This window comes from Stenotrophomonas sp. FW305-3-2-15-E-LB1 (assembly GCF_058787375.1).
The window spans coordinates 26,588-53,225 of record NZ_JBYSZR010000035.1; the positions used below are offsets into that span (position 1 = coordinate 26,588).

The window sequence follows — 26,638 nt, forward strand, 5'->3', positions numbered from 1 at the left end:
CCCAGTAAACGATCATTGATCATCGAGCGCGAGCGTGGCCGGACGTTCCAGCCAGCCCCCCGCGCCGTCCGGCACAAGTTCGATCAGTTCCACGCGGTCTTCGTAGACCGCGGTGACCCGCCCGTCGCTCTGCCCAAGGTATCCACCCGGGCGCACCCGGTAGGTCACCTTGTCGGGCCCCATCACCAGGGCGACAGTGCCGCCTCCGGTACCGATGGTACCCACCATGTCCAGCGCATCCAGCGGGAAGCCTTCAAGCGGCTCCTTGCGCCGGTTCGGATCCGGACGGGTTCCACCAGCCCCCTGCTGCGGATTGGTCCAGGCATCGGTGAACGGATCGCGCATGCCCTGCGCGGAGTATTCGAAGGTCTCGAACTGCTGCATCACCGGCAGCGGCTCCAGCGGCTGCGCCGGTCGTGCACGTTCGCTGGCGACCCAGGTTTCAAGGTTGGGCGCGTCGCCCGGCGTGCTGGTGACGCCGCGGCCACAGCCGGCCAGCATCAACACCGCCAGGGCCATGCCGCCTCGTGCAATGAAGGAACGGATCACGGCTGCGCCTCCTTGCCGGCTTCAAGCTGCTGCTGTTCGGCGACCTCGGCATCATCCAGGTAACGGTAGGTCTTGACCGTACCGGACAGCTCCAGCGCACCGGCACGGCTGTTGCCGTTGGCCTTGTCGACAGGCTTCAGGTTGATGTCGTGCATGGTCAGGATGACCACGCGCGGCAACGAGGCCACGCCACTGACGAACGCGCCGAACTGGTGGTAGCTGCCCACCATCTTCAGCTTGATCGGCTTCTCGGCGTAGAACTCCTTGACCTGTTCCTGTTCCGGCTCGAACAACTGGTTGGTCAGGCCGCTGGACAGCGCGGTCTGCGAGATGTCGATGATCAGGTCCGGCATCTCGGTCTTGCTGGGCAGCTGCCGGAGCATCTGCTGCAGGACCTGCTCCATCTGCGCCAGCTGCTGCTTGAGCGGCTCCAGGTTCACCGCGCGCGCCTGTTCCTTGCTGAACTGGTCACGCAGGGTGGTTTCCTGTGACTCCAGGCCCTCCAGCTCCTCGCGCTTGCCGCTGATCAGCAGCATGTACGCGACGAACATGATGACCAGGGCAATCAGCGCGCAGAACACGATCTTCGCGTTCCGCGGCCAGTTGCCGATGTCGTTGAAATCCAGGCTCTTGACGTCGAATTTCTTGCTCATGCGCGGTCCCCCTGCAGCGGGGCATGGAAGGCCTGCGGCGGTTGGGCCAGTCGGCTCCCTTCAGGCTTGGGCGGTGCCGCCGGGGTAGCTGCCGGTGCCGCCGGAGCGGGCTGGGCAGCCGGTGCCTTCGCCGGCGGCGGCGTCGGGGCTGCGCCGGGCTGGGCAGGTGCCGGGGCGGCCGAAGCAGCATCGGCGCCAGCCGCCAGCGGCGCGACCGCCGGAGCCGCAGCACCCGGTGCCGCGACCGAACCATCGGCGTTCAGGCCTGGCGTGGTCGACTCATCGCTCTGCGCCGGCAGTTTCACCGTCACCTTGAACTTGTACGGCAGGGCCTTGACGTCAGCCAGCAGGTTCCCCTGGCTCGACTCCTTGTCCGGCGCGCTGGCTTCGATGATCGACAGTTCCGGGCTGGTCATCCAGCCGGACACTTCCAGGTTGCGCATGTACGCCGAAACGCGTGCATTGGACTGGGTCCGGCCTTCCAGGGTGAGCATGTCACCGTCCTGGGTCAGGGCGGTGAGCACGACGCCATCGGGGATCGTGCGGACCAGGGCGTCGAACAGATGGACCATCTGCGAACGCTTGGCCTGCAGCTGCTCGATGACGGCCTTGCGGGCCAGCAGGCGGTTCTTCTGCTCGTCGAGGCGCTTGATCTCCTCGTTCTGCTTCTTGACCTTCTCGATCTCGGTCTGCAGGTAGGCGTTGCGATCCTGCTGGCCGCTGACCTGCATGTCGTAATAGAACCAGATCAACAGGGACAGCAGCAGGCCACCGAGCGCGGCCATGCCGAGCATGACGCCGAACTCGCGCTGGCGTTGCTTGCGCCGTTCGGCGCGCCAGGGCAATAGATTGATGCGTGCCATCAGTCGAAGCTCCTCAGTGCCAGACCGGTAGCGATCATCAGCGCGGGGGCATCCTGGGCAAGCGCCTGCGCCTGCACCTTCGGGCCCAGGGTCATCTGTGCCAGCGGATTGGCGACCACGGTCGGCACGCCCAGCTGTTCTTCGACCATTTCCGGCAGACCGGCCAGCGCGGCGCAACCGCCCGCCAGCACGATGTGGTCGACACGGTTGAATTCACTGCCCGCGTAGAAGAACTGCAGCAGGCGGCTGATCTGCTGGACCGTCGCCTCCTTGAAGGGTTCCAGCACTTCCACTTCGTAGCTTTCCGGCAGCCCGCCCTGGCGCTTGGCCAGGCCGGCTTCCTCGTAGCTCAGGCCGTAGCGGCGCATGATCTCGTCGGTCAGCTGCTTGCCGCCGAACACCTGTTCGCGGCTGTACAGGCTGCGGCCACCGCGCAGGACGTTGAGGGTGGTCATGGTCGCGCCGATGTCGACCAGGGCGACCACGCCGTCATGGGACACCGGCAGCTCGCTGGCCACCAGGGCGAAGGCGTTCTCGACCGCGAAGGCCTCCACGTCCATCACCTTGGCCTGCAGGCCGCCCAGCTCCAGCGCCGACTGGCGCAGCTCGACGTTCTCCGAGCGCGAGGCAGCCAGCAGCACCTGGACCATTTCCGGGTTGTTCGGGATCGCCCCGATCACCTCGAAGTCCAGGTTCACTTCCTCGATCGGGTACGGAATGTAGTTGACCGCTTCCAGCTCGATCTGGGCTTCCATGTCGGCTTCGTCGAGGTCGGCCGGCATCGGGATCACCTTGGTGATCACCGCCGAACCGGCCACGGCGGCAGCGGCCAGCTTGGCCTTGCTTCCGGAACGGTTCATCGCCCGGCGGATGGCCTCACCCACGGCCTCCACTTCGACGATGTTCTTTTCAACCACAGCATTCGGCGGCAACGGTTCCACGGCGTAGTGTTCCACGCGAAAACGGTTGCCACTGCGGGAAAGCTGCAACAGCTTTACCGCAGTCGAACTGATGTCGACGCCAATGAGCGGCGACTGACTTTTTGGGATGAGCCCCACGGTTTCTCCCCTGCCGACGGGCACTTGGACACAGGATCTGCGTCCGCGCATTAATAACGTATTTTTAGCGAATGGCAACCGCCCTGCTGTGAAATCCCTCACAGGATGAACACGCAGCCCCTGGCAATTCCCCTTGCGTTCCCCGGTGCCGGCCCCAGCCGCCACCTTGCGTAATCTATACTCTGCGACCACGAAATTCGCAATCGGAATCTGACACCGATGACTCGTCTCCGCCGCTGGCTGCGCTGGATCTTTGTTGTTGTCCTGGTCCTGGCTCTGGTCGGTGCTGCCGCCGTGGGCGGCCTGTACTACGCCGTATCGTCCAAGCTTCCCGACGTGCAGACCCTGCGCGACGTGGAGATGCAGGAGCCGATGTACGTCTATGCTGCCGACGGCAAGCTGATGGCCGTCTTCGGTGAAACCCGGCGCACCCCCATCACCATGAAGGACGTGCCGGAGAACCTTAAGAGGGCTTTCCTGGCCACCGAGGACGCCCGCTTCTATGAGCACGGCGGCGTGGACTACAAGGGCATCGCCCGCGCGGTCTGGCTGCTGGCCACCACCAGCGACCGCCGCGTGCCGGGTGGCTCGACCATCACCCAGCAGGTCGCCCGCCAGTTCTTCCTGAGTTCCGAATACAGCTACACCCGCAAGCTGGCCGAGATCCTGCTGGCCCGCAAGATCGAGTCGGAGCTGAGCAAGGACGAGATCTTCGAGCTGTACCTGAACAAGAGTTTCTTCGGCAACCGTGCCTACGGCGTGGCCGCGGCCGCCGAGTTCTACTACGGCAAGAAACTGAACGAGCTGGACCTGGACGAAATGGCCTCGCTGGCCGGCATCCCCAAGTTCCCTTCCTCGGGCAACCCGATCTCCAACCCGGAGCGTGCCCGCCAGCGCCGCGACAACTACGTGCTGCAGCGCATGGCGGACCTGAAGTTCGTCAGCCAGGCCGAAGCGGACGCCGCCAAGGCGGTGCCGATGCATGCCACCCCGCATGAGCCGCCGGTCCAGGTGTATGCCCCCTACGTGGCCGAGCTGGTGCGCCAGGAAATGATCGCCCGCTTTGGCGGCGATGTGGTCAACAAGGGCTATCACGTCACCACGACCATCGATTCCACCCTGCAGGAATCGGCCAACGTGGCCGTGCGTGACGGCCTGCTGCTGTATGACCACCGCCACGGCTGGCACGGCGTGGAAAAGCAGGTGCAGCTGGGCGCCGCGGATGACGCTGCCGCCCTGGCCGAGCACCTGCGCGGCATCCCCGGCCAGGCCGGCCTGCTGCCGGCCATCGTCGCCAGCACCGGCGCCGACGGCAGTGCCACGGTGGTCATGGCCAACCGCAGCGAGGTCGTGCTGCCGGCCGCCGCCGCCAAGTGGACCAACAAGACCCCGGGCAAGCTGGTACAGCGCGGCGACATCGTGCGCGTGCGTGCCGGGGCCAAGGAAGGCGAATGGCTGCTGGACCAGATCCCGCGCGGCCAGTCCGCCCTGGTCTCCCTGGATGCCCACAGTGGCGCCCTGAAGGCCCTGGTCGGCGGCTTCAGCTTCTCCGGCAACAAGTTCAACCGTGCCACCCAGGCACGCCGCCAGCCGGGTTCGAGCTTCAAGCCGTTCGTCTATGCGGCCGCCTTCGACAAGGGCTACAACCCGGCCTCGATCGTGCTCGACGCCCCGGTCGTGTTCCGCGACCGCCGCGGCAAGACCTGGGCCCCGCAGAACGACGGCGGCGGCTTCCGTGGCCCGATGCGCCTGCGCGAGGCCCTGGTGCAGTCGCGCAACCTGGTCTCGGTGCGCCTGCTCGATGGCATGGGCGTGGACTACGCGCGCAAGTACATCAGCGAGTTTGGCTTTGCCGAATCGGAACTGCCGCCGAACCTGTCGATGTCGCTGGGTACCGCTTCGCTGACGCCACTGTCGGTGGCTCGCGGCTACGCCGTGTTCGCCAACGGCGGCTCGCGCGTGGACACCTGGCTGATCGACCAGGTCAGCGACCGCGACGGCACCCTGGTGTTCAAGGAGAACCCGGCCCTGGCCTGCCGCGAGTGCGCCGGCACCAGCGACCAGCCGGTGAACCAGGTGGTGGATGGCTTCAACTTCGGTGCCCCGGCACCCAAGCCCGATGCCACCGCGGCGGCCAAGCCGGCCACTGAGGCCCCGGCCGCGCCGGCCAACCCGGACGCCCGCACCGCCCCGCGCGCGATCGACGCCCGCACCGCCTACCAGCTGGTGTCGATGATGCGCGACGTGGTCCAGCGCGGTACCGGTACCGCCGCCAAGGTGCTCGGCCGCGCCGACCTGGGTGGCAAGACCGGTTCGACCAACGACCATCGCGATGCGTGGTTCTCCGGCTTCGGCGGCCCGTACGTCACCACCGTGTGGGTGGGCCGCGACGACTTCCGCTCGCTGGGCTACCGCGAATACGGTGGCAAGGCCGCCCTGCCGATCTGGATCGACTACATGCGTGTCGCCCTGAAGGACGTGCCGCTGGCCGAGAACGAACCACCGGCCGGCATGGTCCAGGCCACGCTCAATGGCGCCGTGGAGTGGGTGAAAGTGGAAGACATGGACCGCCTGACCGACTACGACCTCAACCTGCAGAACACCCCGCAGGCTGACGCGGCCGCGTTCGACATCTTCTGAGGCAGGCAGTGGTGGGTGCCAACCGCTGGTTGGCACTTGGGCATCCGCCGGGCATGGCCCGGCGCTACCGGTAGATGCCAACCTTGGTTGGCGCTCTCAACGATGGCCAACCAAGGTTGGCCGCTACCTACGCCCACCCCCACGCAGGTGTCACATCCCTGCGCTACCCTGCACCCAGGTCGCATCAGGAGTCTTTGCATGCATCGGGCACGTCAGCATGCTGCCAGCCAGACCCGCGAGCGGCGCCACCGCCTCGCCCACGAAGCCGCCCGCCTCATGGCCGAAGGCGGCATCCGCGACTACCACCAGGCCAAGTTGAAGGCCGCCAGCCGCCTCGGCATCCACGACGATGCCTCCCTGCCCCGCAACGTCGAGATCGAAGACGCCCTGCGCGAGTACCAGCGCCTGTTTTCCGGACCAGAGCACGGCACCGACCTGCAGCGCCGCCGCGAGGCTGCCGTGCGTGCCCTGGAATTCCTGCATGGGTTCGCCCCGCGCCTGGTCGGGCCGGTGCTGGACGGCACCGCCGATGCCAACAGCCCCGTGCAGCTGCACCTGCACAGCGATGATCCGGAAGCCGTGCACCGCTTCCTGGACGAGCACGGCATCCCCGCCGAATCGCGCGTGCGGCGGCTCCGCCTGGACCGCGAACGCAACCTGGACGTACCGGTGTGGGTGTTCAGTGCCGAGGAGCTGACCTTCGACCTGGCCGTATTGCCCTACGACGCGCTGCGCCAGGCACCGCTGTCACCGGTGGATGAGAAGCCGATGCGACGCGCCTCCATCGCCCAGTTGCGGCAGCTGCTGGCCGAAGCAGAGATCACCGCCTACATCGGCGGGGGCACCCAGCAGCAGCGGTAAACACACCAGGCCTCCCTTCGGCGGCCTGATGTCCAGATCATTCGAACGCGCACTATCAGAAGAAGATCGCGTACAGGATCAACAGCGGAATCGGCACGCCCAACAGCCAGAGCAGGATCATTTTCATGTCAGGTCTCCTTGCATGGAATGCGGGTTACAGGTCACGGCGGCGGCCGCCCCAGGTGGCGCTGAGGCTGGCGAAGAACGCGCCGATCAGCAGGGTGATGAACAACCACAGTGCGGCGTACGCCGTTGCCTTGCGGGCATCGTCGGCGGCCTGCTTGGCGGTGTTCTTTGCTTTTTCCAGCGCAGCCCGCATGCGCGTCTGCACGTCGGTCACGCGCGCCTGGGCTTCGGCCGGGCTCATGCCGGTTTCGCGTGCGATCAGCTGCGACACGTACTGGGTGTCGGCCGGATCCAGTCCCTCGCCCTGCAGGCTGTTGATGATGATGCGGTTCACTTCGGCACGCACTTCGCGACGGTCACCCATCGGCCCGTTGCCCGGCATCGGGCGCGGCGGCGGCGGCGCTGCGGCCGGGCCCATGGGCGCATTGCCCGGGGCAGCGCCCGGTGCTGGCGGAGCCGGCGGCGCAGCGGCGGCCTCTGGACCCGGCTGGGTCGCGCTGCGGAACAGCGAATCAACCCAGTAGTTGAGATCACCGTCCGGCGCGGCGGCAGCAGCACTGCCGGCGCCTGCGGTGGCGCCCGCCACCTTTGCACCCGTGCCCAGTACCCCACTGATGGCCGAGGTCAGCAGGCCAGCGGTCAGCAGCGTGGCCACGGCCCAAGAGACGAAGCCGTGGGCGGTATCGCGGAAGTAGGTTTCATCACCGTGGATCTGCGTCCACTTGGTACGCAGGCGGCCGGCCAGGTAGCCGCCCAGGCCGGAAGCGGCCAGCGCGGTGAAGGTGAGCCAGATGACGCTGGACCAACCGAAGGTTTCCTTGCTGACGCCTTCGAACGACCACGGCGACACCGAGGACAGGCCCAGCCCGACGCCGAGGATCAGCAACACCAGGGACAGTGCGGCCGCCGCAGCGGCACCGGCGAAGATCGCACCCCACGACACCGCGCTTTCGCTGGGCGGTGCGACGATGGGTGCAGTGACGACGGTGGCGACGTCGGCGCCGAGCGGGCCGCGCTCGGGTGGATCGAATCGGGTACTCATGGGGTGGACGCTCCGTATCGGGTGCTGCGGGTGCAGCGTGCGTCCTGAGGCTGCGCGTGCCGTTGTGAAGCTGGCGAGACCCTTGAATCACGCGGTCTTGGCGCGGGCGGGTCTGCGCGAAAGACGTGCCAACCAAGGTTGGCATCTACCAGGGCAAGAGCCGCCGGGCATGGCCCGGCGCTACCGGGGACGGTGCCGGCGCCGAGGGCATGCATGCGTGGATCGATGAGCGCGTCAGTAGAGCCACGCCATGCGTGGATGGTTTTTCGCGAAGGCCCAAAGCGTGCCAACCAAGGTTGGCACCCACCATGCGCGGCGCAAAAAAAAACGCCCCGCGATGCGGGGCGTTCTCATCACGACTTGCCGCGGGCGATCAGCCCTGGTAATCGCGCACGTCTGCGCCGGTGTAGACCTGGCGCGGACGGCCGATCTTCATTTCCGGATCGACCTGCTGTTCCAGCCAATGCGACACCCAGCCGGAGGTACGGCCGAGGGCGAACATGACGGTGAACATTTCGGTCGGGATCTGCAGCGCCTTGTAGATGATGCCGCTGTAGAAATCGACGTTCGGGTACAGCTTGCGGGCGACGAAATACTCGTCCTGCAGCGCGGCCTGTTCCAGCTTCACGGCCACGTCCAGCAGCGGATCCTGCACGCCCAGCTGCTTGAGCACCTTGCCGGTCATCTCACCGATGACCTTGGCGCGCGGATCGAAGTTCTTGTAGACGCGGTGGCCGAAGCCCATCAGGCGGAAGCCGGAGGTCTTGTCCTTGGCCTTGACCACGGCGGACTCGACGTTGTCGGCGGTGCCGATCTCTTCCAGCATCTTCAGCACGGCTTCGTTGGCACCGCCGTGGGCCGGACCCCACAGCGCGGTGACGCCAGCGGCGACCGAGGCATACGGGTTGGCACCGGTCGAACCGACCAGGCGCACGGTCGAGGTCGAGGCGTTCTGCTCGTGGTCGGCGTGCAGGATGAACAGCAGGTCCAGCGCCTTGACCACGTCCGGGTTCAGATCGTACTGGCCATCGGCCGACTCGAAGGTCTGCTTCAGGAAGCGGCTGACGTAATCCAGCGAGGTGTCCGGCTTGTTGGCCGGCAGGCCCTTGCCGTGGCGGTAGATCAGCGCCGACAGGGTCGGCACCTTGGCGATCAGGCGCACAGCGGCCTGGCGGCGCTGTTCGGCGTCGGACAGGTCCAGCGAGTCGTGGTAGATGGCCGACAGCTGCGCGATCGCGGCAGCCAGGATGGCCATCGGGTGGGCATCCTTGGCGAAGCTGCCGATCAGCGTGTTGATCGACTCATCGACGTTGGCTTCGGCGGTCAGCTCATCGGTGAAGGCCTTCAGCTGTTCGGCGCTCGGACGCTCGCCGTTGATCAGCAGGTACGCCACTTCGATGTAGCTGGACTTTTCCGACAGCTGTTCGATCGGGTAGCCCCGGTACAGCAGCACGCCCTTGTCGCCATCGATGTAGGTGATGGCGGACTTGCAGCTGGCCGTCGCGGTGAAGCCGGAATCGTAGGTGAAGAACCCCGTTTCCTTGGTCAGCTTCGCGATGTCGACGCAGTCGTTGCCGAGGGTGGGTTTGATGACGGGCAGAACGACCGACTTGTCGCCGGCGTTGAGCGTGACCTGATCAAGATCGGACACTGTGTGCGCTCCTTCATGGGAAGGCGCCTGCCCAAGCGCATTGGTCAGGCACGTGAATGACGTCCTCGGCCTGTGCCGGGGATCAGGTCATTATCGCACAGCAGCATTTGTCGGGTGCTAGACGGAAGTCGTAGACGACGGGCAGGAGGAACCCTGCCAGCAAGCGGCCTTGATGGGCAAAGATGCCATCCCCTGAACGGTCTGTTCCGCCATTCCAAACGCCCGTTGGGTGGGCGCCGGACAAAAACAAACGGCCGCGCAAAGCGCGGCCGTCGGTTCGAAGCTGGATCGACGGATCAGCGCGCGTAGCGCTTCTGGAACTTGTCGATACGGCCCGAGGTGTCGATCACCTTGTGCTTGCCCGTGTAGAACGGGTGCGAAGCCGAGGAAATTTCGACCTTGACCAGCGGGTATTCATTACCGTCGGTCCAGGTGGTGGTTTCCTTGGTCGCCATGGTGGAGCGGGTCAGGATCTTGAAATCGGAAGTGACGTCTTCGAAGACGACGTCGCGGTAGTTCGGATGGATATCGGCCTTCATGGGCTCACACCGTAAATGGGCTGGTGGTCAAGAGCGGCATTATAAACACCGGTTGCCGCGCGGGGCAACCGGTGTTTGCACATCGGGCTCAGTCCGCGCCCAGCGCCTGGCGGACCAGGGCCTCGAAACGCGCCTGGTCGTAGGCCATCAGCAGGTCGCAGTTGTCCGGCTGGCCGGTCTGGCGGTTCCAGTCGACGATGGTGGCGCCGCGGCTGAACGTACCATTCAGCTCCACGTTCAGCGGACGCGACTCCACCTGCAACTGGCCTTCCGGGTTCAGCGCCCAGGCCATGGCCACCGCATCGGCGGTGTACCAGCGGCCACCCTTGGCGTCTTCGGACAGCGCGCGGGTTTTGCGCGAGATCAGCTCGTAGAAGCGGGCACGGTCGGAATCGGCCTGCAGCCACTGCTCCGCCTGCTCCAGCGGCAGGCCGTGGGCGACGGTGGCTTCCCAGTCCGACACCAGCAGGTGCTTGAACGAGGTGAACACCACATGCGCGGCTTCCGGATCGAAGGCGATGTTGAATTCGGCGGCCGGGGTGATGTTGCCGTGGCAGGTGACCGCGCCGCCCATCACCACGATGCGCTTGATGCGCTGGGGCAGGGTCGGGTCCAGCTTCAGTGCCAGCGCGAGGTTGGTCAGCGGGCCGAGCATGACCAGCATCAGCTCGCCGGCATGCTGGTGCGACAGGCGCAGGATGGCCAGCGCGGCGTGTTCGGCCTCGGCCTGGCGGCTGGGCGGCGACAGGTCCACGTCGCCATAGCCATCACGGCCATGCACGTGGGCAGCGTCCATCGAGGGGTGGATCAGCGGATCGGGGCTGCCTGCGAACACCGGCACATCGGTGCGGCCGACGATGTCGCAGAGCTTGAGGGCGTTGCGGACGGTGTAGTCGAGGCCGACATTGCCGGCGGCGATGGTCAGGGCGACCACGTCGTGCCGTTCATCGGCGAAGGCCATCAGCAGGGCCAGGGCGTCGTCCACACCGGGGTCGGTGTCGATCAACAGCGGGATCTTGTGGGTCATCGTTGCCGTCTTCAGATCGGCAACGAAGTGTGGACCGGGTTGATGACCGTTGCAAGTACGGGGCTTGGGGGTTCGGCAGGGCTGCGCCCTGCACCCGCGGTAGTGCCGGCCGCTGGCCGGCAACTTCAACAGCAACAGCAAAAGCGGGCATTCCGTGGGTTGGCGGGGTGGATCCGCCTTCGACAGATTCCCGCGGTCTGTCGGAACGGCGTTCTGCTCTGGTAGGTGTCGACCTTGGTCGACACATCCACGGGATGATCGAAAGGGGTGTATGTAGCGTCGAGCCATGTTCGACTACCGCGAAGCGCGAAGCGCAGCCGAGCATGGGCTCGGCTCTACAGGGATCAGGCCGAGGCGTAGCGCACGGCGGTGCCGATCCAGCGGTTGACCACGCGGTCGGCCAATGCCGGTTGCTGGTCCAGCAAGCGCTCGGCCAGCTCGTGTACGCCCGGCAGCAGGCCGGCGTCGCGGGCCAAATCGGCAATGCGGAAGCCGGCCAGGCCGGTCTGGCGGGTGCCCAGCAGTTCGCCGGGGCCGCGCAGTTCCAGATCCTTCTCGGCGATGACGAAGCCATCGTTGGTTTCGCGCATGGTCTGCAGGCGCTCGCGCGCCATCTGTGAAAGCGGTGCCTGGTACAGCAGCACGCAGCGCGATACCGCCGAACCACGGCCGACACGGCCGCGCAGCTGGTGCAGCTGGGCCAGCCCCAGTCGTTCGGCGTTCTCGATCACCATCAGCGAAGCGTTGGGAACGTCCACGCCCACTTCGATCACGGTGGTCGCCACCAGCAGGTCGATCTCGCCGGCCTTGAACGCGACCATCGTCGCCAGCTTCTCCGCCGCCTTCAGGCGGCCGTGCACCAGGCCCACGCGCACGCCGGGCAGCAGCGCCTGCAGCGATTCGTAGGTGGCCTGCGCCGGCGTGGCATCCAGCTCTTCGCTTTCCTCGATGAGCGTGCAGACCCAGTACACCTGGCGTCCCTCCTGGCAGGCCAGCGCGATGCGCTCGATCAGTTCCGGGCGGCGATCGTTGTTGAGGGCCACGGTCTGCACCGGTGTACGTCCCGGCGGCAGCTCGTCGATGGCCGATACATCCAGGTCGGCGTACTCGGACATCGCCAGCGTGCGCGGAATGGGCGTGGCGGTCATGACCAGCTGGTGCGGCACGCTGTTGGCGCCCGCCCCCTTGTCACGCAGTGCCAGGCGCTGGTGGACGCCGAAGCGGTGCTGCTCATCGACGATGGCCAATGCAAGATCCTGGAACACCACCGCGTCCTGCATCAGCGCATGGGTACCGACCACGACCTGCGCTTCGCCATTGGCGACCTGCTCGATCACTTTCGCGCGCGCCTTGCCGGTGACCTTGCCGGCCAGCCAGCAGACACGCACGCCCAGCGGTTCCAGCCAGCCGCGCAGGTTGTTGAGGTGCTGTTCGGCCAGCAGTTCGGTGGGCGCGGCCAACGCCACCTGCTTGCCCTGCTCCACCGCCAGCATGGCGGCCAGCGCGGCGACCACGGTCTTGCCGGAGCCGACATCGCCCTGCACCAGCCGCAGCATCGGGCTGGGGCGTGCGAGGTCGTCGCGGATCTGCTTGAACACGCGCGCCTGCGCACCGGTCAGGGCGAACGGCAGTTGCTTCAGCAGGGCCTTGGCCAGCTTGCCCGGGCCAGCCAGCGGCGGCGCGTGGTGCGCCTGCAACGCGATGCGCTGGCGGCGCAGGCTGAGGTGGTGGGCCAGCAGTTCTTCCATCGCCAGGCGGCGCTGCGCCGGGTGGGTGCCGGCCGCCAATGCGGCCAGGTCAGCGTCCGGCGGCGGCCGGTGCACGGTCAGCAGCGCACTGCGCAGCGAGGGCAGGCCCAGGCCGTCCAGCCAACCGGCAGGCAGCAGTTCCAGCGTGCTTTCCTCGGGCAGGCGGTCCAGGGCCTGGCCGATCAGCTTGCGCATGGTCATCGGGCCGACGCCTTCCACGGTGGGATACACCGGGTCGAGGCGATCGCCGAGTTCGGGATCGTCGTTGCGGCCCAGCACCTGGTAGCTGGGGTGGACGATTTCCAGGCCGAGGTGGCCCGGCTTGGGCGTGCCGAAGCAGCGCAGCCGGTTGCCCACCGCGAACTGGCCGACCTGCTGCTGGCGGAAGTGGAAGAAGCGCAGCACCAGGGTGCCCTGCCCTTCGTCTTCCACCGCGACCTTCAGCATCGGCCGGTACCGCATGCCGCGTTCGACCGCGGTGACCCGCACTTCCACCTGCGCCGGAACACCCGGACGCAGGTCTTCGATGCGGGTCAGCCGGGTGCGGTCTTCATAGCGCAGCGGCAGGTGCAGCCACAGATCCTGCAGGGTGGCCAGGCCACGCGCCTGCAGTTTGGCGGCCACGGCCGGGCCCACGCCGGCAAGCATCGCCAGGGATGCTTCGCCGGACGGTGACAGTGCCGGGGTGACCGCCGCCTTGCGTGCCACGGGTGGGTCAGTCGATGACCATCACCGCGTCGACCTCGAAGTTGGCACCCTTGGGCAGGCCGGAGACTTCGATGGTGGAACGGGCCGGGAACGGGGCCTGGAAGTAGTCCTGCATGACGGCGTTGACCTTGGCGAACTCGGCCAGGTCGGTCAGGTACAGGCCCAGGCGCACGACCTTGTCCAGCGAACCGCCGGCGGCTTCGGCCACGGCCTTGAGGTTGTCGAAGGCGCGGCGGGCCTGCGCTTCGACGTCACCGGCGCCGACGATGTCGCCGGTAGCCGGGTCCAGCGGAATCTGGCCGGAGAAGTACACGGTGTTGCCGGCGCGCACGGCCTGCGAGTACGGGCCGATGGCGGCCGGGGCCTTTTCGGTGTTGATGATCTGGCGGGACATGGTCGCTCCGGTGCGTTGGGGGAAAACAGAGCGGGGATTGTAGCAACCCGGTAGTGCCGGCCGCTGGCCGGCAACCTCGCAACGCAGCAGGTCCACGCGATTGCCGGCCAGCGGCCGGCACTACCAGGGGCGCATTACTGGCGGCGTACCGATTGCACCACCGACAGGCGGCGCAGGCGGCGCATGACTTCGGCCAGGTGGTTGCGGTCGCGCACCTGGATGTTGAACGCCAGCACGGCGGCGTTGAAGTCGCGATCCAGGTAATCCACGCGTTCGATGTTGGAATGGCTCTGCGCGATGGCCGCGGCCAGCTGCGCCAGCACGCCGGTGCCGTTTTCCACTTCCACCACCAGCGCGGTGTCGTAGTCGCCGGACACCGTGGTGTCCCAGCCGATCGGCACCCAGCGCTCGGGCGACTTGCGCAGCTCGGCCAGGTTCGGGCAGTCCATGCGGTGCACCACGATGCCCTTGCCGGCGGTGTGGTAACCCATGATCTCGTCGCCAGGAATCGGCTGGCAGCAGCCGGCGAAGGTGACCACGCCACGCTCGCTGCCATTGATGAGGATCTTTTCCTGCGAGTGGTGGCGCGAATGCGGGCCGCCGCGCAGTTCGGCATAGGCCATCAGCGCCTGCGCGGCCTGCGTCGGCATCCAGTTGCCCAGCGCCACTTCGGCCAGCAGGGCCTCCAGGCGCGGGAAACGGTGTTCGGCCAGGAACGCATCCAGGCGCCCCTTGGGCAGGCGTTCCAGCGAGGAATCCATGGCTTCCAGCGCGCGGTCCAGCATGCGGTGGCCAAGCTGCACGGCATCTTCGTGTTCCAGCTGCTTGAGCTGGTGGCGGATGGCGGTGCGCGCCTTGCTGGTGACCACGAATTCCAGCCACTGCGGTTTGGGCGTGGCCGAACGCGCGGTGATGATTTCCACCGATTGCCCGGACACCAGCTTGGTGCGCAGCGGCACCAGTTTCTTGTCCACGCGCGAGGCCACCGCCATGTTGCCGACGTCGGTGTGCACGGCGTAGGCGAAATCGAGCGCGGTGGAGTTGCGCGGCAGGGCCAGGATCTTGCCCTTCGGGGTGAACAGGTAGACCTCGTCCGGGAACAGGTCGACCTTCACGTTGTCGAGGAATTCCAGCGAGGAACCGGCGGCGCGCTGCGAATCGATCAGCTCGACGATCCAGGCGTGGGCACGGCTCTGCGCGCTGTTGGGCGAATCGCCACCGAACTTGTAGGTCCAGTGCGCGGCCACGCCGCGTTCGGCGATCAGGTCCATTTCCTCGGTGCGGATCTGCACTTCGATGGGCGAACCGTAGGGCCCGAACAGCACGGTGTGCAGCGACTGGTAACCGTTGGCCTTGGGAATGGCGATGAAATCGCGGAAGCGGCCATCCAGCGGCTTGAACGTGGCGTGCACCGAGCCCAGCGCGTGGTAGCAGCTGGGCACGCTGCGCACGACCAGGCGGAAGCCGAACACGTCCATCACCTGGTCGAAGGATTTGTTCTCGTCGCGCATCTTGTTGTAGATGCTCCACGGGGTCTTGATGCGGCTGACCAGGCGGTGCTCGATGCCCTCTTTCGCCAGCCGCTGCGACAGCTGCACTTCCACCTGCGCCATCGCCTCGCGGCGTACCACCGGCTGGCTGCGGATGTGTTTTTCGATGATGGCGTGGCGCCACGGGTACAGCGCCTTGAAGCCGAGGTTCTGCAGCTCGCTCTTGACCAGGCTCATGCCCAGGCGCTGGGCGATGGGCGCATAGATCTCAAGCGTTTCGCGGGCGATGCGGCCGCGCGCTTCGCGGCTCTGCGCGCCCAGCGTGCGCATGTTGTGCAGGCGGTCGGCCAGCTTGATCATGATCACGCGCAGGTCGCGCGACATGGCCAGCAGCATCTTGCGGAAGCTCTCGGCGGCCGCTTCCTGGCGGTCGCGGAACTTCAACTTGTCCAGCTTGGTCACGCCGTCGACCAGCTCGGCCACGGCTTCACCGAACTCGGACGCCAGCTCCTCGCGGGTCAGCGGGGTGTCTTCGATGGTGTCGTGCAGGATCGCGGCGATCAGCGCTTCCACGTCCAGGCCGAGCTCGGCCAGGACCTGGGCCACGGCCACCGGATGGGTGATGTAGGGCTCGCCCGACTTGCGCGTCTGCCCAGCATGCGCCGACGCACCGACTTCCCAGGCACGGCGCAGCAGCGGCAGCTGTTCCGGCGGCAGGTAATGGGCGGCGCGTTCGAGCTGGAGGACGTAATCAGGTACGGCCGCGGCGGTGGGCGCGGCTACCTTGGCAGTGGGGCCTGGGTTCATGCCAGAAGCCTATGCCAGCGCGCCGATTACGGCAAACCCTGAATGCGAAACAGCCCGCACGGGGCGGGCTGTTCAGCGGTCAAGCAACGGCATTGATCGATGCGATCAATCGTCGTTCTTGGACATGTCTTCGTCGGCGACCACTTCAGCGGCGGCCCACTCCAGCGCTTCGCGCTCGGCACGCTCGCGCTCGGCCTTCTCGACTTCGTCGATCAGCGCGTTGTCGATCTTTCGGGCGGCGATTTCGCGCAGTGCCAGCACGGTCGGCTTGTCTTCGGTGTCGTTGTCCAGGGTGGCCTGCACGCCGTTGGCAAGCTGGCGGGCACGCTTGGAGGCCATCATGACCAGCTCGAAACGGTTGTTAACGACTTCCAGGCAATCTTCTACGGTGATGCGGGCCATACGGGCTCCCGGCGACCGGTCGGCCGCTCAGTCGAATGAGGGAAAGGGGACGGAGTGTACTGGCAGGGGCTGGACAAAATCAAGCCAACCCCCACCCGATTCTTTTGGAATCAGTCAGTTGCGCCCGTATCCGGGGTCAGCAGGGCCTGGATGAGGCCGGCGTGGCGGACCTTCTGGGCCTCCCGGCGCAGGCGGCTGGCGGTGAAGATGGCGCACAGCTCGTCCACGGCGGTGTCGAACACCTCGTTGACGATGACGTAGTCGAACTCGTTGAAGTGCAGCATTTCATCGCGGGCGGCGCCCAGGCGCTGGGCGATGACCGCCTCGCTGTCCTGGCCGCGCTTGCGCATGCGGTCCTGCAGGGCCTGCTTGGACGGCGGCAGGATGAACACCGTCACCGTGCCCGGCACCAGCTGGCGCACCTGCTGGGCGCCCTGCCAGTCGATCTCCAGCAGCACGTCCTGGCCGGCGGCCAGCTGCGGCTCCACCGACTGCCGGGCGGTGCCCTTCCAGTCGCCATGCACCCAGGCATGCTCGAAGAAATCGCCGTCGGCGATCATTTCCTCGAACGTCTCGGCGCTGACGAAGTGGTAGTGCTCGCCGTTCACCTCACCCGGGCGCATGGCGCGCGAGGTGAAGGAAATGGACAGGGCGATCTGCGGGTCACGCGCCAGGGTGGCGTTGACGATGCTGCTCTTGCCGGCGCCCGAGGGGGCGGCAACGATGTACAGCGTACCGCGCGCAACGGCGGCCGACGGAGTGGACGGAGCGCTCATGCGCGGAACCCAAGTTGTTGATTTCGCAAAATTTATCCTCGATGTTCCAGAACCGGCGCGGAGGATCGCGCCAGCACGGCGGGAGCTGCGCGGAACATCCTGGAACCAGGCCCGGCAGATGGCTCCCCGGGGTGCGGGCACGCAACTTTAGCAGAGCGGGCCGGGATGGCTGATCCCACCGCCGCAGGAACTCCCCCCTCAGCGGGGCCGGTTTATCCTCGCCGCGGCAAACCCCGGAACCGAGCCGCACAAGACCGCCTCGACTTCATCCAGCCCCAGGCCGGCAGCAAGCGCTTCCAGCACCAGACACTCGCCCATGTATCCGGTGAGCCCGGCATTGTCGACCAGGCTGCACCAGACCAGCCGGTCAACAGGGCTCAAGCCGCGCTGCTGGTCGAGCCGGGAAGCATAGACAGCGTGCCACCGACGTCGCCCTGTCCTGTCCTGCTGGCTCCAATAGCAGCGCGCCGCGTCGACCGCCGCGCGTTGATCGGCATCCAGGCGGTCCCCCAGCCGGTCGCAGAAGGCCATGGCCAGCGTCGCCGTGGCGCGTGCGTCGTTTTCCAGCCCGGCGACGTCCAGAACCTCATCCAGCAGGTCCACGGTGGCGCGCATCGCCAGATGGGGATCGTTCGCGTCGTCCATGCGTACCCGCCTCCAGCAAACCCAATGAAGAAGGGCGCCCGAAGGCGCCCCGCTGCACATCATTCGATGTTCTGCACCTGCTCGCGGATCTGATCGATCAGCACCTTCAGCTCGACCGCGGCATTGGACGTGCGGCTGTCCACCGACTTCGACCCCAGCGTGTTGGCTTCGCGGTTGAACTCCTGCAGCAGGAAGTCCAAGCGGCGGCCGACCGGCTCGCGCTGCTTGAGCACGCGGCGGATCTCGACGATGTGGCTGCCCAGGCGGTCCAGCTCCTCGTCCACGTCCAGCTTCTGCAGCCACATCACCAGTTCCTGCTCGGCACGGCCGGGGTCGACCGGGTGCGGCAGGTCGGCCAGGCGGGCGGCCAGCTTGGCGCGCTGGCCGTCGCGAATGGCCGGAATCAGCGTGCGCACGTCATTGGCGATGCGCTCGATGCCATCCACGCGCTCGGCAATGGCGGCGGCCAGCTTGTCGCCCTCGCGCTCACGGGCGGCGACGAAGCCGTCCAGTGCCTGGTCCAGCAGCGACAGCGCCTCGGCCTGCAGGGCGGCGGCGTCGGTGGCCTCACCCTGGGTCACGCCCGGCAGCTGCAGCAGTTCGGTGAAGCTGACCTGCAGGTTGGGGAAATCGGAGGTCAGGCGGTGCGCGAGCTGGCCCAGCTGGCCCAGCAGCACTTCGTTCACCTGCAGGCTGGCGGTACCTTCCGGCGCACGCAGGCGCATGACCAGGTCCAGCTTGCCGCGGCTCAGGCGGGCGGCGATGCGCTCGCGCAACTGCGGTTCAAGCGCACGCAGCTCCTCGGGCAGGCGGGTGCCCACTTCCAGGAACCGGTGGTTGACCGAGCGCAGCTCGCAGCCCAGCGTGCCCCACGGGGTCACGCGCTCGCCGCCGGCATAGGCGGTCATGCTTCGAATCATGGAATGTGTCCGGTGCGTGCAAAGGGGGAATGGTACCCTAGCGCCCTCACCAGAGCCCCCCTGCCCGCCCCCTCAAGGTCGCGGGCATGGCGGCGTACTCCCTTGCCCTTACGGAACCCGCACCATGTCCGATTCCCGCCCCAGCGGCCGCCAGCCCGACCAGCTCCGCCCGGTCGTCATCCAACGCGGCTTCACCCGCCATGCCGAGGGTTCGGTGCTGGTGTGCTTCGGCGAAACCCGCGTGCTGTGCACCGCCAGCGTGGAAAACCGCGTGCCGGGCTTCCTGCGTGGCAAGGGCGAAGGCTGGGTGACCGCCGAGTACGGCATGCTGCCGCGCGCCACCCACACCCGTAGCGATCGCGAAGCGGCCCGCGGCAAGCAGGGCGGCCGCACCCTGGAAATCCAGCGCCTGATCGGCCGCAGCCTGCGTGCCTGCGTCGACCGCAACGCGCTGGGCGAACGCACCATCACCCTGGACTGCGACGTGCTGCAGGCCGACGGTGGCACCCGCACCGCCGCCATCACCGGCGCCTACGTGGCCCTGGTCGATGCAGTGAACGTGCTGATGAAGCGTGGCGACATCAAGCGCAACCCGATCCTCGGCGCGGTCGCCGCCGTGTCGGTGGGCGTGTACCGCGGCACCCCGGTGCTGGACCTGGACTACGCCGAAGACAGCGATTGCGACACCGACATGAACGTGGTGATGAACGACGGTGGCGGCTTCATCGAGCTGCAGGGCACCGCCGAAGGCCACGCCTTCCGCCGCGATGAACTGGACGCGCTGCTGGGCCTGGCCGAAAAGGGCGTGGGCGAGCTACTGGCCGCACAGCAGGCGGCGCTGTCGGCATGAACCGCCGCATCGCCCTGACCACCCTGGTGGTGGCCGACTACGACGAAGCCATTGCCTGGTACACCGGCAAGCTCGGCTTCGCCCTGTTGGACGACATCGACCAGGGCAGCAAGCGCTGGGTGGTGGTCGGGCCGACCGATGGCAGCGCTGCCGCCCTGCTGCTGGCCCGTGCCAGCAACGAGGAACAGCGCAGCCGCATCGGCAACCAGACCGGTGGCCGCGTCGGCTTCTTCCTCAACACCGATGACTTCCACCGCGACCACGCGGCGATGGTCGCCGCCGGCGTGGAGTTCCTGGAAGCGCCGCGCGAAGAACCCTATGCCACCGTCGCGGTGTTCCGCGATCTGTACGGCAACACCTGGGACCTGTTGGAGCCCCGCTGATGAAGACGCTCGTGCTTGCCAGCCACAACGCCGGCAAACTGGTGGAAATGCAGGAGATCCTCGCCGACCTGCCGCTGCAGATCACCTCGGCTGCCGAACTGGGCCTGGGGGACGTGGAGGAAACCGGCCTGACCTTCGTCGAGAACGCGCTGCTGAAGGCACGCGCGGCCTGCGAGGCGACCGGCCTGCCGGCACTGGCCGATGATTCGGGCCTGATCGTCGATGCCCTCGGCGGTGCGCCCGGCCTGTACAGCGCGCGCTATGCCGACCACCCGACCAATGCCGCGGCCAACAACGCCAAGCTGCTGGACGCGATGGCCGATGTTCCCGATGGCCAGCGGAGCGCCCGCTTCTATGCGGTCATCGTGCTGCTGCGCCATGCCACCGACCCGCAGCCGCTGATCTGCGAAGGTCGCTGGGAAGGGCAGATCATCCGCGAACTGCGCGGCACGAACGGCTTCGGCTACAACCCGGTGTTCCTCGATACCACCCACGGCCTGACCGCTGCGGAAATGGAGCCGGCGCTGAAGAATGCCATCAGCCACCGCGCCACCGCCCTGCAGCAGCTCAAGCAGCAGCTGGCCACCTGGCTCTGATGCCGTCCTGATTACCCAAGGGAAGCCGGCCAGCGGCCGGCACTACCGATGAAGCCCATGCCGCACGACCACGACCACTGCAACCACCTGCCCGGCGAAGCCTGTTCCGGCGACCACTCGCACGACACCGCGCCGCGCCTGGTACCGCCGCCGCTGTCGCTGTACGTGCACCTGCCGTGGTGCGTGCGCAAGTGCCCGTACTGCGATTTCAACTCGCACCAGGCCAAGGGCGAGCTGCCGTTCGAGGCCTACATCGACGCCCTGCTGCGTGACCTCGACCAGGACCTGCCGCTGGTCTGGGGCCGGGTGGTGCACAGCGTGTTCTTCGGTGGCGGCACGCCCAGCCTGTTCCCGCCGGAAGCCATCGACCGCTTCCTGCAGCAGGCCAGCGCGCGCCTGCGCTTCGCGCCCAATGCCGAGATCACCCTGGAGACCAACCCGGGTACCGCCGAGCACGGCCGCTTCGACCGCTACCGTGCGGCCGGCGTGAACCGCCTCAGCTTCGGCATCCAGAGCTTCGACGATGCCGCGCTGAAGCGCCTGGGCCGCATCCACGACAGCGGCGAAGCCGAGCGCGCGGTGAAGATGGCGCAGGACGCCGGCTACGACAATTTCAACATCGACCTGATGTACGCACTGCCGGAACAGACCCTGGCCGGTGCCGAGGCCGACCTGGAGCGCGCGTTTGCGCTGCAGCCGGCACACATCTCGCACTACCAGCTGACCCTGGAACCGAACACCGTGTTCTTCGCGCGGCCGCCGCAGGGCATCCCCGACGAGGACCATGCCTGGGACATGCAGGAACACTGCCAGGCACTGCTGGCACAGGCCGGTTTCGGCCAGTACGAAGTGAGCGCCTATGCCCGCCCCGGCCGGCAGAGCGCGCACAACCTGAACTACTGGCGCTTCGGCGATTACCTGGGCATCGGCGCCGGCGCGCACGGCAAGATCAGCTCCGGCGCCGAGGAGCACGTGCTGCGGCGCTGGAAGCTCAAGCACCCGCAGGCCTACATGGACAGCGCTGGCAGCCCGGCCTCGTTCGGCGGCGACGACGTGATCGCGGCCGACCGCCTGCCCTTCGAGTACATGCTGAACCTGCTGCGCCTGCATGAGGGCTTCGGCCTGCGCGATTTCGAGTCGCGCACCGGCCTGCCGCGCAGCGTGCTGGATGCGCCGCTGGCCGAGGCCGTGCAGCGCGGCTGGCTGACCGTGGCCGAGGGCCATGTGCAGCCCACCGAGCTGGGACGCCGCTTCACCAATGATGTGGTGAGCCTGTTCCTGGAGGATTGATCCTCCTGCGTCGCACCCGCCGGGCACGACCCGGCCGCTGGCCGGCCTTCGCTGCGTTTGAACGGGTGCCCACCGCAGAAAGTCCTCAAGTAGCGCCCGCGGCTGCCGACACGGTAGATTCCCATGTCGATCCGCGGGAATCCCGGAACTGCTCCCGATGTCTGCCGCTTTCCCTTTTGCCACCCCTGACAGCGCGCGCCTGGCCGCCGCAGACCTTCCCCCACGCGTGCGCGAGCTGCTGGGTGAACTGCTGGTGCTGTGCCGGCATGTGCTGACCGCCCCGCTGATCCTCACCGTGGAAGCGGCCGAACAGGCGTTGCTGCACGATGCCGACCACGCCCGCAACCCGCAGATGCAGGCCGAGCTGCTGGCCCAGCGTGGCCAGCTGCATGCGTTCGCCGGCACCTTCTGCGAGCGCATGCTCGATGCGCTGGCTGACAGCCTGGTGCAGCTGCGCGCGCCGCAGGACATCGCGCCGCCGGCCGCACCCGCCCGCCCGCCGGGCCTGCTGGGGCTGTCGCTGGTGGATGACCACGAAGTGGACCGCACCCTGGTGCTGACCGAAATGGTGCGCCGGGAGAACCAGCGTTCGGGCAATGCGCTGAACCTGCTGGGCCAGCGCCTTGCGGTGCTGGCCGCCGCCCCCGCGTTCGACAACGACACCCTGCCACTGGCACCGCAGGCGCTGTGCGCCCTGGTGCGGCGCCTGGCCGAACAGGATGGCCTGAGCGCGGAACTGCAGCTGGCCCTCTACCGCAGCTTCGAACGCCAGCTGCTGGAACGCCTCGGCGACGTCCTGGAGCGCTCCAACACCCTGCTGGCGGAGCACGGCGTGCTGCCCGGCCTGGTCTACACCCCGTACCTGGCACGGTCGTCCAGCACCCGCCGGATCATCACCCAGTCCGTCGGCGGCGGTCGCACGACGCAACCCGCGCCGCGCTCGGCCGAACCACTGACCGGCTGGAGCGGCTCCGGCCGCGCCGGTTCGTGGTCGGCGCTGATGCAGAACGCCTTCGCCGATGCCACGCCGCCGGGCGCACCCAACCCGGAACTGACCACGCCACCGGCCAACCTGCTGCACGACCTGCTGCAACAGGCGCGGCATGCCGCACCGATGGCCATCGAACCGCCCTCGGTGCCCAGCGGGCTGGTGGATGCCGTGCTGGCGCGCCTGCAGGCACAGGCCGGTGCCGCCACCAGCATCACCGACCTGCAGACCGCGGTGACCGCGCAGCTGCGCAGCGAGCACGGTGCGCAGGCCCAGCTGGCCAGCCATGACCGCGACCACCTGGACCTGCTGCGCCTGTTGCTGCAGCAGGTGCAGCAGCAACAGCGCCCCGACCCCGTCCCGGCCGCCCTGCTGGCCCGCCTGCAGGTGCCGCTGGCACGCGCGGCGATGGCCGACCCCGCCTTCTTCGTGCGCGACGAACACCCTGCACGCGAACTGCTCAACACCATCGCCGAAGCCGGCGCCAACTGGCTGGGCGATGACGATGTGGACCCGCAGCTGATGCAGCGGCTGGCGCAGAGCGTGCAGGGCCTGCTGGGCCAGGACGCACGCACGCCGGAGGCATTTGCGGCGGCCAACGAAGAAATCCAGCAGCACCAGCGCGCCGCCGCCCACCGTGCCGAGCTGGCCGAACGCCGCCATGTCGAGGCAGCGCGCGGCAAGGAACGGCTGGCCCTGGCCCGCCGCGAAGCCAGCGCGCAGATCGACCAGCAGTGCCAGGCACAGGAACCGCCACGCTTCGTGCAGACCCTGCTGCGCGAGGCCTGGGCCGACGCGCTGACCCTGACCCGGCTGCGCCATGGCGATGACTCGGCGCAGTGGCAGGAACGCCTGCAGCAGACCGAACGCATTGCAGCCGTCACCGCCGCACCGGCCGAGGCCGACAGCGTGCCCGACGCGCCGCTGGCTGCGGAAGTGGAAGCGGCCCTGCTGCAGGTCGGCTACCACCCCGAGGAAGCTTCGGCGGTCGCCCGTCGCCTGGCCACGCCCGGCGGCGAAGACGAGCACACCTCACGCACCGAGCTGAGCGCGCGCCTGAAGGCACGTGCACGCCTGGGCGAGCATGCCGCGAGCAGTACCGGCAGCCACGCCGCCGCACCGCGCACGGCGGCCGAACAGGCCAGCCATGACCAGCTGACCAGCCTGCCCTTCGGCAGCTGGTTCGACCTGGCCGACGAGGACGGCAGCGTGCGCCGCCAGCGACTGTCCTGGTACAGCCTGCTGACCGGCCACGTGTTGTTCGTCAATCCGCGCGGGCAGAAGAGCAGCGAAACCGACCTGGATACGCTGGCCCGGCAGATGGCCGCTGGCCGGGCGCAGCTGGTCACCGAAGAAAAAGGCCGCCTGGTCGACCGCGCGTGGCAGGCCAGCCTGTCGGCCCTGCGCGCGTTGGCCGGTCGCCGCCGCCAGGAGCCTGACGCATGAGCCAGCTACCGCCGCAGGACACCCGCCGCGCACCGCGCCGCCAGGTGTCCGACCTGGTCCCGGTCACCGACCAGATGCGCGACAGCGTGGTGGGCCGGCTGGGCAATGTGTCCGAAACCGGCATGCTGATGCTGGCCAGCCAGCCCCTGCGCGACGACGCGCTGTACCAGCTGCGCTTCCCGCTACCGCTGGGCGATGGCCGCAGCGCAGCCATCGATGTGGGCGTGCACCTGCTGTGGAGCGAGCCGGCGCATGCCCCGGGCCAGAGCTGGGCCGGGTTCCGCTTCCTGACCCTGTCGCGCGAACATCGGCATCTGCTGCGCGCCTGGATCGGCGAGGACAGCGACGAGGCGCCGGTTTCGACAGGCTGAGTGCCGGTTCCTGCACAGCGGTTTTCTGCGGTATGCGGCAGAATCTAGGGCCGTTTTCCGTGTCGAGCCACCGCAATGATCCAGCAAGACCCTGGCGCCCTGTATTCCGACCACCTGGCCGTGCTGTGCCGACGCGCCGAACAGGCGCTGGCACGCGGCGGCTTCGACCACCTGGTGGTGCCCAGCGGCACCCTGCACTACCAGGTGTTCGACGATCGTGACTACCCGTACGCGGTGAACCCGCAGTTCAAGGCGTGGCTGCCGCTCACCCGCGTGCCCAACAGCTGGGTGGTGTTCACCCCGGGCAAGCGCCCGGCGGTGATCTTCCACCAGCCGTTCGACTACTGGCACGTGGTGCCGGACGCCCCCAGCGGCTGGTGGGTGGAGCATTTCGACATCCGCATCATCCGCAAGCCGGAAGACGCGCTGGCCCTGCTGCCGGCCGATCCGGCGCGCTGCGCGATCTTGGGCGAACCGCAGAGCGCGCTGGGGGCTTACGTGCCGAACAACCCGGCCCCGGTGGTGAACCATCTGGAATGGCACCGCGCCTACAAGACGCCGTATGAAATCGCGCTGATGCGCCAGGCGCAGGTGCTGGGCGTACGCGGCCATCGTGCTGCCGAAGCCGCGTTCCGCAATGGTGCCGATGAATTCAACATCCACATGGCCTACTGCCAGGCCGTGGGCCAGGATGCCAATGAACTGCCGTACGGCAACATCGTCGCGCTGAACGAACACGCCGCCGTGCTGCACTACACCGAGCTGGGCCGCACGGCGCCGCAGCCGCTGCGCAGCTTCCTGATCGATGCCGGCGCCAGTGCGCATGGCTACGCCAGCGACATCACCCGCACCTATGCGGCCAAGGGCCACGACGAGTTTGCCGCGATGATCGACGCGGTGGACGCGGCCCAGCAGCAGATGTGCGCGGCGGTGCGTGCCGGCTTCGACTACAAGCAGCTGCACGTGGACGCGCATCTTTCGCTGATGGGCGTGCTGAAGGATTTCGGCGTCATCAAGGTATCGCCGCAGACCGCGCTGGAGACCGGCGTCAGCGCCGCGTTCTTCCCGCACGGCATCGGCCACCTGATCGGCCTGCAGGTGCACGACGTGGCCGGTTTCGCGGCCAGTGAAGAAGGCGGCCGCATCGAGCGCCCGGCCGGCCACCCCTACCTGCGCCTGACCCGCGTGCTGGAACCGGGCATGGTGGTGACGATCGAGCCGGGCCTGTACTTCATCGACATGCTGCTGGACGAAGTGAAGGCCGCCGGCCATGGCGATGCCATCAACTGGGACCGCGTGGATTTCTTCCGCCCGTACGGCGGCATCCGCATCGAGGACGAGGTGCTGTGCACCGAGGGCGAAGCGGACAACCTGACGCGCCCGGAGTTTGCTGCAGCCAACGGCTGAGCCCCTTGTGGTTGGGCGATGAATTCAAAATGCCTCGCTTGGCGGGGCGGGATGGGTTCGCGGGGGACGCCGTGAACCCATCCCTGGGGGCTTGGCCGCGGCATCCATGCCGCGGACACCCCCGCGACCCCACCCCGCCCCGCCTCTGACAGTTTCCGTGCGCGTCCAACCACGGAAAAGAAAAAGAAGATCAAGAGCGGATCGCTCGCTGCGCTCGCTCTGTGTCGACCAAGGTCGACACCTACCAGTAGATCCACGCCATGCGTGGATGATTCATTTGATATCTGACAGATGTGCCGACCATCGGTCGGCACCCACCAACAGCCGCGCGTGCCAGTAGATCCACGCCATGCGTGGATGATTCATTCGATATCTGACAGATGTGCCGACCAACGGTCGGCACCCACC

24 protein-coding genes are annotated in these 26,638 nt (G+C 67.6%); 9 read left to right on the forward strand and 15 right to left on the reverse strand.

Annotated features, from left to right (window positions below; all coding sequences use genetic code 11):
* Window positions 1–12 precede the first annotated feature (12 nt).
* From AC3WL7_RS19035 to AC3WL7_RS19050, 4 genes are read right to left on the reverse strand one after another with little or no spacing between them, the layout of a single operon-like run.
* The gene (locus tag AC3WL7_RS19035) at window positions 13–519 is read right to left on the reverse strand and encodes a pilus assembly protein PilP (protein ID WP_079225360.1); all 507 of its coding nucleotides are present in this window, start codon (window positions 517–519) and stop codon (window positions 13–15) included.
* A gap of 26 nt (window positions 520–545) precedes the next feature.
* Window positions 546–1,202, reverse strand: a complete 657-nt coding sequence (locus tag AC3WL7_RS19040; RefSeq protein ID WP_079223034.1) for a type IV pilus inner membrane component PilO — start codon at window positions 1,200–1,202, stop codon at window positions 546–548.
* Window positions 1,199–2,065, reverse strand: coding sequence for a PilN domain-containing protein (locus AC3WL7_RS19045; protein ID WP_492752471.1), 867 nt, complete (start codon window positions 2,063–2,065; stop codon window positions 1,199–1,201). The genes AC3WL7_RS19040 and AC3WL7_RS19045 overlap by 4 nt, the downstream gene beginning before the upstream one ends.
* Entirely contained in the window at window positions 2,065–3,123 is a 1,059-nt protein-coding gene (locus tag AC3WL7_RS19050; protein ID WP_079223036.1) for a pilus assembly protein PilM, read from the reverse strand. The genes AC3WL7_RS19045 and AC3WL7_RS19050 overlap by 1 nt, the downstream gene beginning before the upstream one ends.
* 219 nt (window positions 3,124–3,342) lie before the next feature.
* Between AC3WL7_RS19050 and AC3WL7_RS19055 the strand changes: the two genes are divergently transcribed.
* Complete coding sequence (locus tag AC3WL7_RS19055; protein WP_079223037.1) at window positions 3,343–5,763, forward strand: penicillin-binding protein 1A; 2,421 nt, start codon at window positions 3,343–3,345, stop codon at window positions 5,761–5,763.
* 198 nt (window positions 5,764–5,961) lie between these two features.
* Window positions 5,962–6,624: a hypothetical protein gene (locus AC3WL7_RS19060; RefSeq protein ID WP_492752472.1), complete on the forward strand. Its 663-nt coding sequence runs from the start codon at window positions 5,962–5,964 to the stop codon at window positions 6,622–6,624.
* Window positions 6,625–6,778: 154 nt separating this feature from the next.
* Here the strand turns inward: AC3WL7_RS19060 and AC3WL7_RS19065 are convergent, their stop codons facing one another.
* The 11 genes from AC3WL7_RS19065 to AC3WL7_RS19115 form a co-directional block, all read right to left on the reverse strand.
* Window positions 6,779–7,792 carry a hypothetical protein gene (locus tag AC3WL7_RS19065; protein ID WP_492752473.1) on the reverse strand — a complete coding sequence of 338 codons (1,014 nt, stop codon included), beginning with the start codon at window positions 7,790–7,792 and terminating at the stop codon, window positions 6,779–6,781.
* A 373-nt stretch (window positions 7,793–8,165) separates the two neighbouring features.
* The gene (locus AC3WL7_RS19070) at window positions 8,166–9,443 is read right to left on the reverse strand and encodes a citrate synthase (RefSeq protein ID WP_079223040.1); all 1,278 of its coding nucleotides are present in this window, start codon (window positions 9,441–9,443) and stop codon (window positions 8,166–8,168) included.
* Between the two features lie 296 nt (window positions 9,444–9,739).
* Complete coding sequence (locus AC3WL7_RS19075) at window positions 9,740–9,982, reverse strand: type B 50S ribosomal protein L31 (protein WP_079223041.1); 243 nt, start codon at window positions 9,980–9,982, stop codon at window positions 9,740–9,742.
* Window positions 9,983–10,070: 88 nt separating this feature from the next.
* Window positions 10,071–11,009, reverse strand: coding sequence for a nucleoside hydrolase (locus AC3WL7_RS19080; RefSeq protein ID WP_492752476.1), 939 nt, complete (start codon window positions 11,007–11,009; stop codon window positions 10,071–10,073).
* A gap of 344 nt (window positions 11,010–11,353) precedes the next feature.
* Window positions 11,354–13,465, reverse strand: a complete 2,112-nt coding sequence (gene recG / locus AC3WL7_RS19085; RefSeq protein ID WP_492752479.1) for an ATP-dependent DNA helicase RecG — start codon at window positions 13,463–13,465, stop codon at window positions 11,354–11,356.
* A gap of 7 nt (window positions 13,466–13,472) precedes the next feature.
* On the reverse strand, window positions 13,473–13,859 hold the full coding sequence (locus tag AC3WL7_RS19090) for a RidA family protein (RefSeq protein WP_046987316.1): 387 nt from the start codon (window positions 13,857–13,859) through the stop codon (window positions 13,473–13,475).
* A 134-nt stretch (window positions 13,860–13,993) separates the two neighbouring features.
* The gene (locus AC3WL7_RS19095) at window positions 13,994–16,156 is read right to left on the reverse strand and encodes a RelA/SpoT family protein (protein ID WP_079223044.1); all 2,163 of its coding nucleotides are present in this window, start codon (window positions 16,154–16,156) and stop codon (window positions 13,994–13,996) included.
* A gap of 105 nt (window positions 16,157–16,261) precedes the next feature.
* Entirely contained in the window at window positions 16,262–16,558 is a 297-nt protein-coding gene (gene rpoZ / locus AC3WL7_RS19100; protein WP_079223054.1) for a DNA-directed RNA polymerase subunit omega, read from the reverse strand.
* 110 nt (window positions 16,559–16,668) lie between these two features.
* Complete coding sequence (gene gmk / locus AC3WL7_RS19105; protein WP_108747289.1) at window positions 16,669–17,334, reverse strand: guanylate kinase; 666 nt, start codon at window positions 17,332–17,334, stop codon at window positions 16,669–16,671.
* A 198-nt stretch (window positions 17,335–17,532) separates the two neighbouring features.
* Window positions 17,533–17,979, reverse strand: coding sequence for a hypothetical protein (locus tag AC3WL7_RS19110; protein WP_200733227.1), 447 nt, complete (start codon window positions 17,977–17,979; stop codon window positions 17,533–17,535).
* A 59-nt stretch (window positions 17,980–18,038) separates the two neighbouring features.
* Window positions 18,039–18,899 carry a YicC/YloC family endoribonuclease gene (locus AC3WL7_RS19115; protein ID WP_492752484.1) on the reverse strand — a complete coding sequence of 287 codons (861 nt, stop codon included), beginning with the start codon at window positions 18,897–18,899 and terminating at the stop codon, window positions 18,039–18,041.
* Between the two features lie 124 nt (window positions 18,900–19,023).
* On the opposite strand from AC3WL7_RS19115, the gene rph reads away from it, so the two are divergent.
* From rph to pepQ, 7 genes are all read left to right on the forward strand, one after another.
* Window positions 19,024–19,749 carry a ribonuclease PH gene (gene rph / locus AC3WL7_RS19120; RefSeq protein ID WP_005410889.1) on the forward strand — a complete coding sequence of 242 codons (726 nt, stop codon included), beginning with the start codon at window positions 19,024–19,026 and terminating at the stop codon, window positions 19,747–19,749.
* Window positions 19,746–20,132: a VOC family protein gene (locus tag AC3WL7_RS19125; protein ID WP_200733228.1), complete on the forward strand. Its 387-nt coding sequence runs from the start codon at window positions 19,746–19,748 to the stop codon at window positions 20,130–20,132. The genes rph and AC3WL7_RS19125 overlap by 4 nt, the downstream gene beginning before the upstream one ends.
* On the forward strand, window positions 20,132–20,728 hold the full coding sequence (gene rdgB / locus AC3WL7_RS19130) for an RdgB/HAM1 family non-canonical purine NTP pyrophosphatase (protein WP_492752489.1): 597 nt from the start codon (window positions 20,132–20,134) through the stop codon (window positions 20,726–20,728). The genes AC3WL7_RS19125 and rdgB overlap by 1 nt, the downstream gene beginning before the upstream one ends.
* Window positions 20,729–20,785: 57 nt before the next feature.
* Window positions 20,786–22,018: a radical SAM family heme chaperone HemW gene (gene hemW / locus AC3WL7_RS19135; RefSeq protein ID WP_492752498.1), complete on the forward strand. Its 1,233-nt coding sequence runs from the start codon at window positions 20,786–20,788 to the stop codon at window positions 22,016–22,018.
* Between the two features lie 157 nt (window positions 22,019–22,175).
* Window positions 22,176–24,452 (forward strand): DUF1631 family protein, encoded by a 2,277-nt coding sequence (locus tag AC3WL7_RS19140; protein ID WP_492752491.1) that lies wholly within the window; start codon window positions 22,176–22,178, stop codon window positions 24,450–24,452.
* Window positions 24,449–24,823 carry a PilZ domain-containing protein gene (locus tag AC3WL7_RS19145; RefSeq protein ID WP_108747295.1) on the forward strand — a complete coding sequence of 125 codons (375 nt, stop codon included), beginning with the start codon at window positions 24,449–24,451 and terminating at the stop codon, window positions 24,821–24,823. The genes AC3WL7_RS19140 and AC3WL7_RS19145 overlap by 4 nt, the downstream gene beginning before the upstream one ends.
* A gap of 75 nt (window positions 24,824–24,898) precedes the next feature.
* Window positions 24,899–26,230, forward strand: a complete 1,332-nt coding sequence (pepQ, locus tag AC3WL7_RS19150) for a Xaa-Pro dipeptidase (RefSeq protein ID WP_492752494.1) — start codon at window positions 24,899–24,901, stop codon at window positions 26,228–26,230.
* The last annotated feature ends 408 nt before the right edge of the window (window positions 26,231–26,638 follow it).

Excerpts from the sequence above, each read along its gene's own strand:
- AC3WL7_RS19080 (WP_492752476.1), bottom strand. The coding sequence starts at position 11,009 with ATGACCCACAAGATCCCGCTGTTGATCGACACCGACCCCGGTGTGGAC.
- AC3WL7_RS19040 (WP_079223034.1), bottom strand. The coding sequence starts at position 1,202 with ATGAGCAAGAAATTCGACGTCAAGAGCCTGGATTTCAACGACATCGGC.
- rph (WP_005410889.1), top strand. The coding sequence starts at position 19,024 with ATGTCCGATTCCCGCCCCAGCGGCCGCCAGCCCGACCAGCTCCGCCCG.
- rdgB (WP_492752489.1), top strand. The coding sequence starts at position 20,132 with ATGAAGACGCTCGTGCTTGCCAGCCACAACGCCGGCAAACTGGTGGAA.
- hemW (WP_492752498.1), top strand. The coding sequence starts at position 20,786 with ATGCCGCACGACCACGACCACTGCAACCACCTGCCCGGCGAAGCCTGT.
- AC3WL7_RS19075 (WP_079223041.1), bottom strand. The coding sequence starts at position 9,982 with ATGAAGGCCGATATCCATCCGAACTACCGCGACGTCGTCTTCGAAGAC.
- AC3WL7_RS19065 (WP_492752473.1), bottom strand. The coding sequence starts at position 7,792 with ATGAGTACCCGATTCGATCCACCCGAGCGCGGCCCGCTCGGCGCCGAC.
- AC3WL7_RS19145 (WP_108747295.1), top strand. The coding sequence starts at position 24,449 with ATGAGCCAGCTACCGCCGCAGGACACCCGCCGCGCACCGCGCCGCCAG.
- AC3WL7_RS19060 (WP_492752472.1), top strand. The coding sequence starts at position 5,962 with ATGCATCGGGCACGTCAGCATGCTGCCAGCCAGACCCGCGAGCGGCGC.
- gmk (WP_108747289.1), bottom strand. The coding sequence starts at position 17,334 with ATGAGCGCTCCGTCCACTCCGTCGGCCGCCGTTGCGCGCGGTACGCTG.
- pepQ (WP_492752494.1), top strand. The coding sequence starts at position 24,899 with ATGATCCAGCAAGACCCTGGCGCCCTGTATTCCGACCACCTGGCCGTG.
- AC3WL7_RS19055 (WP_079223037.1), top strand. The coding sequence starts at position 3,343 with ATGACTCGTCTCCGCCGCTGGCTGCGCTGGATCTTTGTTGTTGTCCTG.
- AC3WL7_RS19035 (WP_079225360.1), bottom strand. The coding sequence starts at position 519 with ATGGCCCTGGCGGTGTTGATGCTGGCCGGCTGTGGCCGCGGCGTCACC.
- AC3WL7_RS19115 (WP_492752484.1), bottom strand. The coding sequence starts at position 18,899 with ATGATTCGAAGCATGACCGCCTATGCCGGCGGCGAGCGCGTGACCCCG.
- AC3WL7_RS19045 (WP_492752471.1), bottom strand. The coding sequence starts at position 2,065 with ATGGCACGCATCAATCTATTGCCCTGGCGCGCCGAACGGCGCAAGCAA.
- AC3WL7_RS19095 (WP_079223044.1), bottom strand. The coding sequence starts at position 16,156 with ATGAACCCAGGCCCCACTGCCAAGGTAGCCGCGCCCACCGCCGCGGCC.
- rpoZ (WP_079223054.1), bottom strand. The coding sequence starts at position 16,558 with ATGGCCCGCATCACCGTAGAAGATTGCCTGGAAGTCGTTAACAACCGT.
- AC3WL7_RS19090 (WP_046987316.1), bottom strand. The coding sequence starts at position 13,859 with ATGTCCCGCCAGATCATCAACACCGAAAAGGCCCCGGCCGCCATCGGC.
- AC3WL7_RS19110 (WP_200733227.1), bottom strand. The coding sequence starts at position 17,979 with ATGGACGACGCGAACGATCCCCATCTGGCGATGCGCGCCACCGTGGAC.
- AC3WL7_RS19125 (WP_200733228.1), top strand. The coding sequence starts at position 19,746 with ATGAACCGCCGCATCGCCCTGACCACCCTGGTGGTGGCCGACTACGAC.
- AC3WL7_RS19140 (WP_492752491.1), top strand. The coding sequence starts at position 22,176 with ATGTCTGCCGCTTTCCCTTTTGCCACCCCTGACAGCGCGCGCCTGGCC.